The sequence below is a fragment of the Crossiella sp. NPDC003009 genome, assembly GCF_053591555.1.
In genome coordinates, this window is sequence record NZ_JBSFUA010000050.1 from 1 (window position 1) to 13,254 (window position 13,254).

Here is a 13,254-nt window from a genome sequence, read left to right on the forward strand (position 1 = left end):
AGAATGTCCTCGCCGGACGGGCAGACCATCAAAGCAGGGGGGAGGATCAAAGGCGGCGAGATGAGTTGCAGACCAGTGCCAGTTTGTGTTGGCGCACCTGCGGCAGCGTGGGTGGTTCCGCGGGGTCTGGGTGGTTCTGCTTCGACGGCCTTACGAAACCAAACCACATCCCGTCAAGCGCCCCAGTTCCAGCCGTTGGTGGCGGTTGGTGTTGTTGGTGGGGCGCTTGACGGGATGTGGTGTGTCTTCTCCAGGCCGTCGAAGCAGAACCACCCAGACCGGCCGCTCCGTTGCGAGCAAAAGCGAAGAGCCACAACCCTTTCGCTACGGGACCTTCGCGGCCAGTTTCTCCGCCAGGGCCTTCGCGATCGGGCAGGGGTCCAGGCCGGGGAACCGTCCATTGCGGACGTCCACGCCCCCGCCGCCCTTGGCGAACTTCATCGCGACCAGGCAGATCGGGTCCTTGAGGGAGCCGATGGTGTCGGGGACTACCGCCGCGGGTTTGCCGCCCAGGGTGGTTTTCTCGCCGCCGAACTTGGCTGGGTCGATGGTGGCGCCCCAGACCACGCTGACGCGGAAGTACGGGCTCTTGGTGATGGGGGCGGCTGAGGTGGTGGCGCCGGGGCTGGGGATGACCACGCTGATGGTTTCGTCGTTGTAGAACATGCAGCCGGTCTCGATGGCGTCGTCCTTCTTCAGCACCATCAGCTTCGGTGGGCGGGCCTTCGGGTCGCGCTGGGGCTCGGGGATGTCGTTCCAGCCCAGGACGGTGCACGGGTCGAAGGGGGCGCCGGCGGCCTGCCAGTCCTTGGGCGGGTCTTGCAGACCCAGGCGGATCGGCTGGCGTTTGACCTTGTCGCCGGAGGGTGGGGTGACGCCCGCGTCGGCGGCGCTGGGGCCCGTGGCGGGGGTGGGGGTGCCGGGGATGGACTGGGTGCAGGCGGTCAGCATGGCCAGGGCGGCGAGCAGGGGCAGGAGCTTCTTCATGACAGGGCCGCCTTGGTGACGAGTTTGGCCGCGGTCTCGGTCTGCTGGCAGTCGGGGCCGGTCACCCGGATCACCGGGACCTCCTCGTTGAGGCCGGGGATGGAGAGCTCCTCGGCCTGCACGTTGATCTGGCACTCGTCCTTCTTCTGCTGCACGCTGCCCGGCCTGCCCTCGACCTGGATCGGCTTGTACTGCCCAGGGGTGCGCTGGACGGCGGCCACCGGGTCGTCGGCGAGCAGGAAGCGGACATCGAAGCCGCCGCTGCCGGTCTTGGTGCGCACCGGCAGCCGCACCACGCACGAGTACGGGTTGGCCGCCTGGAGCTGGGGCTTGTCGCCGCCCTGCGGGAGCAGCTTGGCCAGCTCCTCGTGGGTCGCGCAGGGGTCCTTGGCCGCCAGGGCGATCGCCGGTTCGGTGGCGCCTTCGCCGCGCAGGGGCGGGTTCGACCAGATCGGCGCGAGGGTGGCCAGGTAGTCCTTGCCGAGCTCGCAGGCCGGCTTCGGCGGCTGCTTGTTCTGCGTGCCGCCGTGGAAGGAGATGCGCAGGGTGATCGCGGACTGCTTGCTGGTCTGGTAGTACCAGCTGCAGCTGCTCGCGTCCTTGGAGTCGCTGAGGAAGGTCTTGCCGCCGATCTCGGACTTCGGCTCGTCCTGCGGGAAGAACGGCGCGCCCACATAGGTGGTCACCGAGAAGGTGCCCAGGTCAGGGAGCTTCACCCGGGCCACGCACTGGTCGAAGGTCTCCGGTTCCAGCAGCTCGAACTCGCCGCCGAAGACCTTCTTGACCGCCTCCGGATCGTGCAGGGCACAGGTGTCCCAGGTGCGGTACACCGTGTTCTCCGCCAGCCGCTGCCGCATGCTCTGGTCCATGGTGACCGGACCGGTCTGCGCGGTGACGGTGGGTTTGGTCGCTGTTGGCGTGGGGCTGGGCCCGGTGCAACCGGAGACCAAGAGCCCCACCAGGATCAGGCCGATAACGCTGCGCACGGGGAGAAACTAGTCCACATCGGACAGCGCCGTGCGGTGAACCGCCCGGGTGGGCCGCCGTGGCAGCCCACCCGGGGTTCGACTCAGGCGCGCAGCGTCGCGCCGTGGCGCTCGGTGGCGACCGCGATCGCCGCGTCGCGGGCCGCGGTGGCCTCCTCGACGGTCAGCGTGCGGTCCGCGGCGCGCAGGCGCAGCGAGAAGGCCAGTGACCGCTTGCCCTCGCCGAGCTGTTCGCCGGTGTAGACGTCGAACAGGCGGACGTCCTCCAGCAGGTCGCCGCCGCCGTCGCGGACCGCGTCGGTGACCTTGGCCGCCGGCACCGACTCGTCCACCACCAGCGCCAGGTCCAGCAGGACCGGCGGGTAGGGCGAGATCACCGGGGCCGGGCGGGAGCTGACCACCGGCAGGGCGTCCAGGTCCAGCTCCAGCGCACAGGTGCGCTTGGGCAGGCCCAGGGCCTCCACGACCTTGGGGTGCAGCTCGCCCGCGTGGCCGACCGGGATGCCGCCGACGCGGAACTCGGCGCAGCGGCCGGGGTGCCACGGCGGCTGGCTGCCCGCCACGACCTCCAGCTCGACCCCGGCGGCGTGGCCGATGGCGCGCACGGCCTCCACCGCGTCCGCCCAGCTCGCCTCGCGGCCCTTGCCCCACCAGCCCGCGCGCTCGCGGGAGCCGGTGAGCACCGCGGCCACGTGCACCGGCTGGTTCGGGATCGCCGCGTTCAGCCGGGCCAGGTCCTCATCGGACGGACGGCCGGCGACGCCGACCTCCGGCATCGGGACCTGCTCGGCGCGCGGCAGCACCACCTGGCCGATGCCGTACACCGCGAGCTCCTTGAAACCGCGGGAGATGTTGCGCTGCACCGCTTCCAGCACACCCGCCAGCAGCGTGGTGGCCAGCTCCGGCTTGTCCGCCTCCAGCGGGTTGAGCAGCTTGACCGTGCGGCGGCGCACGTCGTCCTCAGCCAGGCCGAGCGCGTCCCACATCGCGGGGCCGGTGAACGGGCTCGGGATGATCTCCACGAACCCGGCCGCGGCCAGCGCGCGGGAGACCGTGCGGCGGCGGCGCTGCGCCTGGGTCAGGCCGCGACCGGCGGGCACGGCGGGCAGCGTGGTGGGGATGGTGTGGTACCCCTCCAGCCGCAGCACCTCCTCCACCAGGTCGGCCTGCTGGTTGAGGTCGTTGCGCCAGGTCGGCGGGTAGGCCACCACCACGGCGGTGCCGTCGTCGGCCGAACCGATCTCGATCCGGCAGCCGATCTGGGTGAGTCGGTGCGCGGTGACCCCGCGTGCGTAGTTCACCCCGGCCACCCGGTCCGGCAGCGCGAGCGGCATGGTGATCGGCTCGGGCAGCGCCGGGCTGCCCACGTCGGTGCGGCCGCGGTGGATCTGGGCGTCGCCGTAGCGGGCCAGCAGCTGGGCGGCGCGCTCGGCGGCCACCGCGGGCAGCGCCGGGTCCACGAACCGCTCGAACCGCTTGGAGGCCTCACTCGGCAGCTTGTGCCGCCGGACGCCGCGGGCGATGGCGGCGGGCTCGAAGTTGGCCGCCTCGATCACCACGTCGGAGGTGCTGTCCCTGACCTCGGTGCTGGCCCCGCCCATCACCCCGGCCAGGCCGATCGGCCCGGACTCGTCGGTGATCAGCAGGTCGTCGGTGCTCAGCGTGCGCTCGACGTCGTCGAGGGTGGTGAGCTTCTCCCCCTCGTTGGCCCGCCGCACCGTGATGCCGCCCTTGAGCGCGGCGGCGTCGTAGGCGTGCAGCGGCTGGCCCATCTCCAGCATCACGTAGTTGGTGACGTCCACCGCGAGCGAGATCGGCCGGATGCCACACAGCATCAGCGTGCGGCGCATCCACCACGGGGTCGGCGCGGTCGGGTCCAGGCCGGTGACCCGGCGGGCGACGAAGCGGCGGCAGCCGGCGCGGTCCTCGATGTGCACCGGCCAGCACTCGCCATCGGCCTCCGGCGGCTCGTTGCCCGCCGGGTCGCCGTAGGGCACGTCGAAGGCGTTGGCGATCTCGCGGGCCAGGCCGCGCACGGACAGCGCGTAGCCGCGGTCCGGGGTGACCGCCAGCTCGATCACCGCGTCGTGCAAGCCAAGCACGGTGACCGCGTCGTCGCCGGGGCTGGCCGAACCGGGCGGCAGCACCAGGATGCCGGCGTGGTCCTCGCCGATGCCCAGTTCCTTGACCGAGCAGATCATGCCGTTGCTGACCCGGCCGTAGGTCTTGCGCGCGGCGATCTTGAAGTCGCCAGGCAGCACCGCGCCGGGCAGCGCGACCACCACGAGGTCGCCCTCGCGGAAGTTGCTGGCCCCGCAGACGATGCCGGTCGGCTCGCTCAGCGCGGCGGCCACCGCGGCCTGCTCAGCCGCTTCCTCGGCCACGTCGGCCGGGGCTTCCTCGGCCGCGGCGGTGGCGGCCGCGCCGACCACGCCGGGGCCGGTGATCTCGACCTTGCAGTAGCGGATCGGCTTCTTGAACTCGGTCAGTTCCTCGATCTCGGCCACGCGGCCGATGACCAGCGGTCCGGTCACGGTGGCGAGGGGGTGGACGTCCTCCACCTCCAGCCCGACCCGGACGAACGCGTCGGCCAGCTGCTGCGGCGTGGTCCCCTCTGGCAGTTCGAGGTGCTGGGACAGCCAGGACACCGGGATACGCACGGGCTCAGGACTCCGTTCCGAAGGGCAGGGTGAAGCGGACATCGCCGTCGGCCATGTCCCGCAGGTCGGAGATGCCGTTGCGGAACTGGAGCGTGCGCTCGAGGCCCATGCCGAAGGCGAAGCCGGAGTAGACGTCGGGGTCGATCCCGGCCGCACGCAGCACGTTCGGGTTGACCATGCCGCAGCCGCCCCACTCGACCCAGCCGGGCCCGCCCTTCTTCTGCGGGAACCAGACGTCGACCTCGGCGCCGGGCTCGACGAACGGGAAGTAGGAGGGCCGCAGCCGCACCGTGGACTCCTCGCCGATGATGGCGCGGGCGAAGGCGTCCAGGGTGCCCTTGAGGTGGCCCATGGTGATGCCCTTGTCCACCACCAGGCCCTCGACCTGGTGGAAGGCGGCCAGGTGGGTCGCGTCCGGCTCGTCGGTGCGGTACACCCGGCCGGGGCTGATCACGTACACCGGCAGCTCACGGTCGAGCAGCGTGCGCAGCTGCACCGGGGAGGTGTGCGTGCGCAGCACCAGCCCGGAGTCGGCAGGCCCGACGTAGAAGGTGTCCTGCATGGTGCGGGCCGGGTGGTCCTTGAGGAAGTTCAGCGCGTCGAAGTTGAACCACTCGGACTCGACCTCGGGGCCCTCGGCGAGCTCGTAGCCCATGGCCACGAACACGTCGGCCACGTACTCGGCCAGCGTGGTGATCGGGTGCCGGGCGCCGGGCGCGATCCGGTCCCACGGCAGCGTGACGTCGACGGTCTCCTCCCGCAGCACCCGCTCGTCGCGCTCGCGCAGCAACTGCTCGCGGCGCTCGTCGAAGGCGGTCTGGATGGCGGTGCGGGCCTCGTTGACCCGCTTGCCGGCATCGGCCTTGGCGGCGGGGGGCAGCGCGCCGATCTCGCGGCGCGCGGTCAGCAACGGGGAGCGCTCACCTAGGTGCGCAGGCTTCGCCGCCGCCAGTGCCTCCAGGTCGCCGGCCTCGGCAAAAGCCTTCTCGGCCTGCACGACGGCAGCGGCGAGGGTCTCCGGCGCGAGGGCGGCGACCCCCTTCGGGTCATAGGGGTCGTTGGCTGCGGACATGGGTGAAGAACAGCTCCTAGAGTCTGTACTGGTTAGCAGGGCGATCCTAGGCGATGGCCGGATACCGGGCGCACTCATATCGCGCAACGCGTAACATCCGAGGGCCTTGACGCGCTGATTCGAGTGCGAGAGCCAGACCCACCTCGCTCCAGCCGATCTCCCTGAGGGCCATCTTGACGCACACCTTCGGTGTCGACCTGCGCGGCGTCATCGACCTGCTGAGCCACCACCTCTACCGCAGCCCCCGCGTCTACCTGCGGGAACTGTTGCAGAACTCGGTGGACGCGACCACCGCCCGCGCCGAGCTCGGCCACGCCTTCACCCCGGCGGTGCACGTCGAGCCCGCGGTGGACGGCGGGGTGCTGCGGATCACCGACAACGGGATCGGGCTGACCGCCGAGGAGGTGCACAGCCTGCTGGCCACCCTCGGCCGCACCTCCAAGCGCGATGAGCTGGGCTTTGTCCGCACCGGGCTGCTCGGCCAGTTCGGTGTGGGGCTTTTGTCCTGTTTCATGGTGGCCAGGCGGATCCGGGTGGTCTCCCGTTCGGCCCGCGGCGGCGAGCAGGTGGTGTGGACGGCCGAGGCCAGCGGGGACTACCGGGTGGAGACGGTGGCCGAGCCGACCATCGGCATCGGCACCGTGCTGGAGCTGGAGCCCGCGCCGGACGCCGCGCACTGGCTGGACGGGGACCTGGTCCGGGCGCTGGCCCGCGAGTTCGGTGAGCTGCTGCCGGTGCCGGTGACCGTGGCCGGGGCGCGGGGCGACGGCCGGATCAGCCGGCCGGAGCTGCCCTGGGTGCCGATGCCAGGCGAGACCGCGACCGAGCACCGGGAACGGCTGCTGGATTACTGCGGACAAACTCTGGGATTCACCCCATTCGACGTACTGCCGCTGGACGTGCCCGCCGCCGGGCTCACCGGCGCGGCCTTCGTGCTGCCCGCGGGCACCCATCCGGGCGTACGGCAAGCCCATCGGGTGTACCTGCGGCGGATGCTGGTCGGCGACGGGGTGGAGGGGCTGCTGCCGGAGTGGGCCTACTTCGTGCGCTGCGTGGTCAACACCACCGCGCTGCGGCCCACCGCCAGCCGGGAGGCGCTCTACGAGGACGAGACGCTGCTGGCGGTGCGGGAGGCGCTGGGCAGGCAGCTGCGGGACTGGGTGATCCGGCTGGGCGCCACCGAGCCCGCGCGGGCCGGCGCGCTGCTCTCGGCGCACCAGCTGGGCATCAAGGCCATGGCGCTCACCGACGACGACCTGCTTCGCTTGGTGGAGCGCTGGTTGCCGTTCGAGACCACCGAGGGGGTGGTGAGCCTGCGCCAGTTCCGCCGCAAGTACGGCACCGTGCTGTTCACCCCGGACGTGGACGAGTTCCGCCAGCTCGCCGCGGTGGCCGAGGCGCAGGGGCTCGGCCTGGTCAACGCGGGCTACGCCTACGACACCGACCTGATGCGCCGCCTGGTGCAGACCGAGGGCAGCGCCGCGGCCCGCCGGGTGCTGCCCAGCGAGCTGCTGGCCAGCCTCGGCGCGCCCGATCCGGAGGTCGAGCAGGAGCTGCTGGCCGCGGTGGAGCGCGCGGACGCGGTGCTGGCCAGGCACGACTGCGAGCCAGTGCTGTGCGACTTCGACCCGATCTCGCTGCCCGCGCTGCTGATCACCGACCCGGAGCTGAGCCGGGAGGCCGACACCGAGCAGCTGCGCGCCGAGGCCGATCCGCTGTGGGCCGACCTGCTGGGCCAGCTCTCCGGCGCGGCCTCCGGCGCCACCCACCGGCTGGTGCTCAACTGCCGCAACCCGCTGGTGCGGCGGATCGGCACGGTGGGCCCCGACCTGGCCAGGCTGGCGATCGAGTCGTTGTACGTGCACGCGCTGCTCCAGTCGCGGCGGCCGTTGCGGCCCAAGGACACCGCGGCGCTGAACCGGTCTTTCCTGGACCTGCTGGACCGAGCGGTGCACAGCGACAACTGAGGGGACTGGGGTGACCGAGGAACAGGCGCCGGCGCGGATGCTGGCCACGGCCGAGCACATGCCGGCCGGGCTGCCGCGCTATGAGGCCCTGGAGCGGGCCGCGCGCGGGGCGGACGCGGCCAGGGATGTCCGGCTGGGGCTGCGGGTGCGGCTGGCGATGATCCGGCTCTGCCACGAGCTGCGCCGCTCCGACCTGATGCTGGCGCCTTTCGCCTGGGCGGTGGCCGCCGAGCGCCGCGATCCGGCCGCCTTCGACCCGGCCGCGCTGCACCAGCTGCGCTGGATGCACAAGTGGGTGGTCAACGGGCTCATCTCCGATCCCCGGTTCAGCCTGGCCCAGGTGGAGGCGGCGCTGGCCGAGCTGGCCGCCCGGTTCCAGCGGGAGGGCGCCTCGCCGCAGCCGGTGCTGGGCTTACGGATCCGGCTGGCCGGGCAGCGCGGGGACGCCACCGCCGAGGAGCTCTTCCCGGCCTGGCTGGGCAGTCCGGGCGACCAGCTCAGCGACTGCGCGGCCTGCGTGGTCGGCGCGCAGGTGGAGTTCCTGGTCGCGCACGGGCGGCACGCCGAGGCGGTGGCGCACGCCGATCCGGTGCTGCGTCAGGAAAGCGCCTGCTCGATGCAGCCGGCCGGGGTGCTCAGCAGCCTGCTCGGCGCGTTCCTGCGCGGCGGCGAACCGGCCCGCGCCCGGCAGGCGCACCTGATGGCCTACCGGCGGTTGCGCGAGCGGCCGGGCGATGGCGCGGCACTGGCCGCGAACCTGGAGTTCCTGGCCGTCACCGGCAACGCCGAGCGCGGGGTGGAGCTGCTGGAGCGGCACGCCGAGCTGCTCACCGAACTGCCGAACCCGTTGGCGCGCCTGGTTTTCCTCGGCGCGGTCGCGCTGGTGCTGGGCCGGGTGGACCCGGATCGGGTGGTGGCCGCGGGGCCGCGCCGGGTGGCCGCGGGCGTGCTGCGCACCGAGCTGGTCGCCGAGGCGGGCGGGCTGGCCGAGGCCTTCGACCGGCGCAACGGCGCGGTGTGGCTGATGCGCAGGCTGGCGGAGTTCCTGGAACAGCCGGACGGGCCGAGGGTGACCCTGGCGCTGCCGCCGCCCGAGGTGGCCGAACCCGTTGTGCCACCAGAGGATCCGCGCACGGTGGCGGCGGCCGCGGTGGACGCCTTCGACGCGGGCGACTTCGTCAGCGGGCACCGGCTGCTGGCCTGTCTGCCCCAGGAGGTCGACCTGCCCCCGGTGCTGGCGCTGCGGGTGCGGGCGCGGCGGGTGTTCGAGACCAGGCCGCAGCCGCCGGAGGCACGCACCGTGCTGGCCGGGGCGGTGGAGGCCTTCGCCGCGCTCGGCGAGCACGAGCTGGCGGTGCGGCACCGGTGCGGGCTGGCCGTGCTGGAGCTGCGCGCGCACGCCGACCACCGGGCGGGCGCGGTGGCCGAGCAGGCGGTGCGGGACGCGGTGCTGCTGGGCGATCCGGAGCTGGAGGTCGGGGCCAGGCTGGTGCTGGCCGAGGTGTGCCAGGAACGCGGCCTCGGCGAACCGGCCGCCGCGCAGCTGGAGGCCGCGCGGGACCTGGTGCTGCTGCGCGCCCGGCGGCTGGCCACCCGGCTCGCGGTGCGCGAGGCCGAGCAGTTCGTGCTCACCGGGGACCTGACCGCCGCGCTGGCCGCGCTGACCTCCGCGCTCACCGTGGACAGCTCGCAGGCCGACCGGTTCAGCGCTTTGGTGGCCCGCGCCCGGCTGTGCAAGGACTTGGGCGAGGCGGCCGAGACCGTGCACGCCTACGACGAGCTGGCCGCCTTCGCCACCGCCGCGGACGGCCCGTGGACCGCGGAGGCGCTGCTGGAGCGGGCCGCGGTGCTGGTCGAGCTGGACCTGGAGGTGGAGCGGCTGCCCGACCTGGTGAACGCGGTCGCCGCCTGCCGCAGGCACCTGGGCGCCACCGCCACCGCGCAGGCCTGCTTCCTGCTCAGCGGCGCCTACCTGGAGCTGGACCGGTACGTGGAGGCGGCGGAGACCCTGGAGGAGGCGCTGCGGCTGGTGGAGGGCCGGGACCAGCGCAGCACCGAACTGCCGGTGCGGCACCGCCTCGGCGCGGTCTGCGGGGTGCTCGGCGAGCACGAGGCGGCCGAGGAGCACCTGCTGGCCGCGCTGGACCTGGTGCCGCCGGAGAACCGCCTGCACCGCGCCCAGGTGCTGGCCAACCTGGCCGCTGCCTACACCAACCTGGACCGGGTGGAGCCCACCCGCGCCGCCTACTGGGAGTCCGCGGAGATCCTGTGCACCGCCGGGCACCCGGACCAGGCGGCCCGGATGTTGTTGCGGCTGGCCAACTCCGTGGGCGCGCAGGACCAGGAGGCCGCGCTGGCCGCGCTGAGCAGGGCGGCGGAGCTGGCCGCAGAGGACGACGAGGAGCTGCACGCCGAGCTCATCGCCGGCCGGGCCTTCGTGCTGGCCCTGCACGGCCGCTACGCCGAGTCGCTGGCCGACAACGCCGAGGCGGAACGGCTGGCGGTGCGACTCGGCGACGTGCTGTGGCAGGTGTACCTGGTGAACCGCTCGGCCCAGATCCACCTGTTACAGGGAGATCCGCGGCGCAGCGAGAGCGAGGCCCGCCGCGCCGCCGCGCTGTTACCCGAGGACGCCCCGCACGTCGATGTGGCCGGGGTGCTCAAGGCGCTCAGCGACGCCCTCACCGAGCAGCACCGCACGGTGGAGCGGGATCCCTTGGCCCAGCAACTGCTGGCCCGCCTCTGAGTCAGTTCGGCGTGGTGGGCACCAGGCCAGGGTTGAACAGCTCGCGGACGTAGATGCGGGCGCCGGAGCGCAGGTGGATGAGATAGTCCTTGCCCACACAACGTTCCAGCCCCGACCGGGGTGGCCAGTGCGCGGTGAACCGGCCCAGCGCCTCCCGGCCCGCGCTGAGCCGGTTGCCGGTGAGGTGGCGGCCCAGTGGGCGCTGGCCGGGCGGGAGCAGGGCGTCGGCTTCCTGGCGCGGCAGCAGCACCAGGTTGATGCTGACCACCTGGTTGGTGGGGGTGACCAGGCGGCTGTGCCGGTGCACGTAGCCGCCACCGCGCGCGGTGCGCAGTTTTTCGCGTAGTGGCACCGGAACCGAGTTCGCGGTGTGCGTCTCCTGCCGGTCGATCACCGCGGTCAGCGGCGCGCGCAGCAGGGCTTCCAGCAGGGCCGTGGTCGAGCCGTCGGCGGCGAGCAACATCCGGGTGGTGGCGGGCAGGTCGGTCAGGTCGCCGAGTGGCACCGGCATCGGAGCAGCCTCCAGTCGGGGGCAGGGTTTCCCGTTTCATACTCCCGAAAACCCGCCGCGGACAGCGGCCCCGTTGGCAGAACTGCCGGTGGTGGTTCAGCCGCGGCGCTGGGCGCGCGCGCTGGCGTAGAGGCAGACCGCGGCGGCGGTGGCCAGGTTCAGGCTCTCCGCGGCGCCGTGGATGGGCACCTTGAGCGCGATGTCGGCCGCTGCCAACACATCCTGCGGCACGCCGTGCGCCTCGCTGCCGAACAGCCAGGCCGTCGGCGCGGCCAGTTCGCCGCGATCGTCGGCGGTGTCCAGGTCGGCCTCGGTGTTGCCGTCGGCGGCGACCAGGCGCAGATCCGCTTCCGCGCATGCCTGGAGAACCGAGGCGGTGTCCCGGGACCGGGCGATCGGCAGGTGGAAGACGCTGCCGGTGGAGGCGCGCACGCACTTGCCGTTGTGCACGTCCACGGTGTCCCCCGCGAAGATCACCGCGTCCGCGCCTGCCGCGTCGGCGACCCGGACCACGGTGCCCGCGTTGCCGGGATCGGCGATGCCGACGAGCACGGCGACCAGCCGGGGACTGCCGTGCAGCGCCTCGGCCATGGTGACCTCGACCCGGTCGCAGACGGCGATGACGCCCTGCGGGGTGACCGTCTCGGACAGGCCTTCGGCGGCCCGTTCGGTGATCTCGCTGATCCGGATCCCGGCCGCGTCCGCGGCGTGCAGCAGATCCGCGTTGCGCCCGGCGGCGACCTCGGTGACGAACAGCTCGTGCACCTGGCCGCGGCCGTGGCCCGCCCAGCCCAGCGCCTCGCGGACCGCCTGTGCGCCCTCGGCGAGGAAGCGGCCTGCGCGGTCCCGGCCCTGGCGGCGGGTCAGCTGGCGAGCAGCAGCGACCCGGGGTGTCCGTTCGGTCAGGACGGCCCCGGGTCGGCTGGTGCTGTTCGCCTGGTGGCGGGTCAGGAGGCCGCCGCGTTCCGGTCGGCGGGCAGGGCCTCGCGCGCGACCTCGACGAGGGCCGCGAAGGCCGCCGAGTCGCTGACGGCCAGCTCGGCCAGGATCTTGCGGTCCACCTCGACGCCGGCGAGGTTCAGACCCTGGATGAAGCGGTTGTAGGTGATCCCGTTCGCGCGAGCGGCCGCGTTGATACGCGTGATCCACAGCTTGCGGAAGTCACCCTTGCGGGCACGGCGGTCCCGGTAGGCGTAGTTGAGCGAGTGGAGCACCTGCTCCTTCGCCTTGCGGTACATCCGCGAGCGCTGACCGCGGTAGCCGCTGGCCTGCTCCAGAATCGTACGGCGCTTCTTCTGGGCGTTCACTGCCCGCTTGACGCGTGCCACGGGTACATCCTGTCAATCAAGTGAGACCGGAGTGGGGCGGTCCCAGGTGGAAAAGTCGGTCTGGGGTGGCCGTCAGAGGCCGAGCAGGCGCTTGAGGCGGGGAGCGTCGTTCTTCGAGACGACCTCGGTGCCCTCAAGACGGCGGGTCAGCTGGGAGCTCTTGCGCTCCAGCTTGTGACGGCGCCCCGTCTTCTCCCGCATCAGCTTGCCGCTGCCGGTCACCCGGATGCGCTTCGAGGTCCCTTTGTGGGTCTTCTGCTTGGGCATGTCCGTCCTCGTTCGTTTGCTTGCGCCGCCACAGGGGCAGCGCGGGGCCAGCCGGTTCCCGCCGGGGGAACCGGCTCGCAACGCGGGCGAGGGTGCCCGCGTTGCTCGCAGTACGCGGGGAGTTACTCCGCCGCCGCGTCCTGCTCGGTCTCCGCGTCCGACTTGGTGGCGGTGCGCGGCTTCACGTTCTTGTGCGGAGCCAGAACCATGATCATGTTCCGGCCGTCCTGCTTGGGGCTGGACTCAACGACACCCAGATCGGCGACGTCCTCCGCGAGGCGCTGCAGCAGGCGGAAACCCAGCTCGGGCCGGGACTGCTCACGACCACGGAACATGATGGTCACCTTGACCTTGTGTCCCTGACCAAGGAAGCGGACGATGTGCCCCTTCTTGGTCTCGTAGTCGTGCGAGTCGATCTTCGGCCGGAGCTTCTGCTCCTTGATGACCGTCATCTGCTGGTTGCGACGGGACTCGCGGGCCTTCTGCGCGCTCTCGTACTTGAACTTGCCGTAGTCCATGAGCTTGCAGACCGGCGGTCGTGCCTGTGGGGCGACCTCGACGAGGTCGAGGTCCGCTTCCTCGGCAAGTCGCAGCGCGTCCTCGATGCGGACGATGCCGACCTGCTCACCCGCGGGTCCGACCAGACGGACCTCGGGTACCCGGATGCGGTCGTTGATGCGTGTTTCGGAGCTGATGGGGCCTCCTCGGTTTGGCGGTAGCTCGCGCGCAC

Annotated in this window: 11 protein-coding genes; 2 read left to right on the forward strand and 9 right to left on the reverse strand. The window is 72.4% G+C overall.

All coding sequences use genetic code 11. The annotated features are described in order from the left end of the window. Positions 1 to 324: 324 nt before the first annotated feature. The 4 genes from ACWDY5_RS34430 to pheS form a co-directional block, all read right to left on the reverse strand. The gene (locus ACWDY5_RS34430) at positions 325 to 987 is read right to left on the reverse strand and encodes a DUF3558 family protein (RefSeq protein WP_449726316.1); all 663 of its coding nucleotides are present in this window, start codon (positions 985 to 987) and stop codon (positions 325 to 327) included. Further along, positions 984 to 1,973 carry a hypothetical protein gene (locus ACWDY5_RS34435; protein ID WP_449726317.1) on the reverse strand — a complete coding sequence of 330 codons (990 nt, stop codon included), beginning with the start codon at positions 1,971 to 1,973 and terminating at the stop codon, positions 984 to 986. The genes ACWDY5_RS34430 and ACWDY5_RS34435 overlap by 4 nt, the downstream gene beginning before the upstream one ends. 83 nt (positions 1,974 to 2,056) lie before the next feature. Further along, positions 2,057 to 4,633, reverse strand: coding sequence for a phenylalanine--tRNA ligase subunit beta (pheT, locus tag ACWDY5_RS34440; protein WP_449726318.1), 2,577 nt, complete (start codon positions 4,631 to 4,633; stop codon positions 2,057 to 2,059). Positions 4,634 to 4,637: 4 nt separating this feature from the next. Continuing rightward, on the reverse strand, positions 4,638 to 5,705 hold the full coding sequence (pheS, locus tag ACWDY5_RS34445) for a phenylalanine--tRNA ligase subunit alpha (protein ID WP_449726319.1): 1,068 nt from the start codon (positions 5,703 to 5,705) through the stop codon (positions 4,638 to 4,640). 173 nt (positions 5,706 to 5,878) lie between these two features. Here pheS and ACWDY5_RS34450 point away from each other — a divergent pair, with 173 nt between their 5' ends. Both ACWDY5_RS34450 and ACWDY5_RS34455 read left to right on the forward strand, forming a co-directional pair. After that, a complete protein-coding gene (locus ACWDY5_RS34450) occupies positions 5,879 to 7,672 on the forward strand; it encodes an HSP90 family protein (RefSeq protein ID WP_449726320.1) in 1,794 nt (597 codons plus the stop codon). A 10-nt stretch (positions 7,673 to 7,682) separates the two neighbouring features. After that, a complete protein-coding gene (locus ACWDY5_RS34455; RefSeq protein WP_449726321.1) occupies positions 7,683 to 10,418 on the forward strand; it encodes a hypothetical protein in 2,736 nt (911 codons plus the stop codon). A 1-nt stretch (position 10,419) separates the two neighbouring features. On the opposite strand, the gene ACWDY5_RS34460 is transcribed toward ACWDY5_RS34455, so the two are convergent. The 5 genes from ACWDY5_RS34460 to infC all read right to left on the reverse strand — a co-directional run bounded on the left by ACWDY5_RS34460 (position 10,420) and on the right by infC (position 13,219). After that, positions 10,420 to 10,929, reverse strand: a complete 510-nt coding sequence (locus tag ACWDY5_RS34460; RefSeq protein WP_449726322.1) for a hypothetical protein — start codon at positions 10,927 to 10,929, stop codon at positions 10,420 to 10,422. 96 nt (positions 10,930 to 11,025) lie between these two features. Continuing rightward, positions 11,026 to 11,880: a TrmH family RNA methyltransferase gene (locus tag ACWDY5_RS34465; RefSeq protein ID WP_449726363.1), complete on the reverse strand. Its 855-nt coding sequence runs from the start codon at positions 11,878 to 11,880 to the stop codon at positions 11,026 to 11,028. Further along, a complete protein-coding gene (gene rplT / locus ACWDY5_RS34470; protein ID WP_252485876.1) occupies positions 11,877 to 12,257 on the reverse strand; it encodes a 50S ribosomal protein L20 in 381 nt (126 codons plus the stop codon). The genes ACWDY5_RS34465 and rplT overlap by 4 nt, the downstream gene beginning before the upstream one ends. A 72-nt stretch (positions 12,258 to 12,329) precedes the next feature. Beyond that, entirely contained in the window at positions 12,330 to 12,524 is a 195-nt protein-coding gene (gene rpmI / locus ACWDY5_RS34475) for a 50S ribosomal protein L35 (RefSeq protein ID WP_252485877.1), read from the reverse strand. Positions 12,525 to 12,646: 122 nt separating this feature from the next. Continuing rightward, positions 12,647 to 13,219: a translation initiation factor IF-3 gene (infC, locus tag ACWDY5_RS34480; protein WP_449726364.1), complete on the reverse strand. Its 573-nt coding sequence runs from the start codon at positions 13,217 to 13,219 to the stop codon at positions 12,647 to 12,649. Positions 13,220 to 13,254 lie beyond the last annotated feature (35 nt).

Excerpts from the sequence above, each read along its gene's own strand:
- ACWDY5_RS34460 (WP_449726322.1), bottom strand. The coding sequence starts at position 10,929 with ATGCCGGTGCCACTCGGCGACCTGACCGACCTGCCCGCCACCACCCGG.
- rpmI (WP_252485877.1), bottom strand. The coding sequence starts at position 12,524 with ATGCCCAAGCAGAAGACCCACAAAGGGACCTCGAAGCGCATCCGGGTG.
- pheS (WP_449726319.1), bottom strand. The coding sequence starts at position 5,705 with ATGTCCGCAGCCAACGACCCCTATGACCCGAAGGGGGTCGCCGCCCTC.
- ACWDY5_RS34430 (WP_449726316.1), bottom strand. The coding sequence starts at position 987 with ATGAAGAAGCTCCTGCCCCTGCTCGCCGCCCTGGCCATGCTGACCGCC.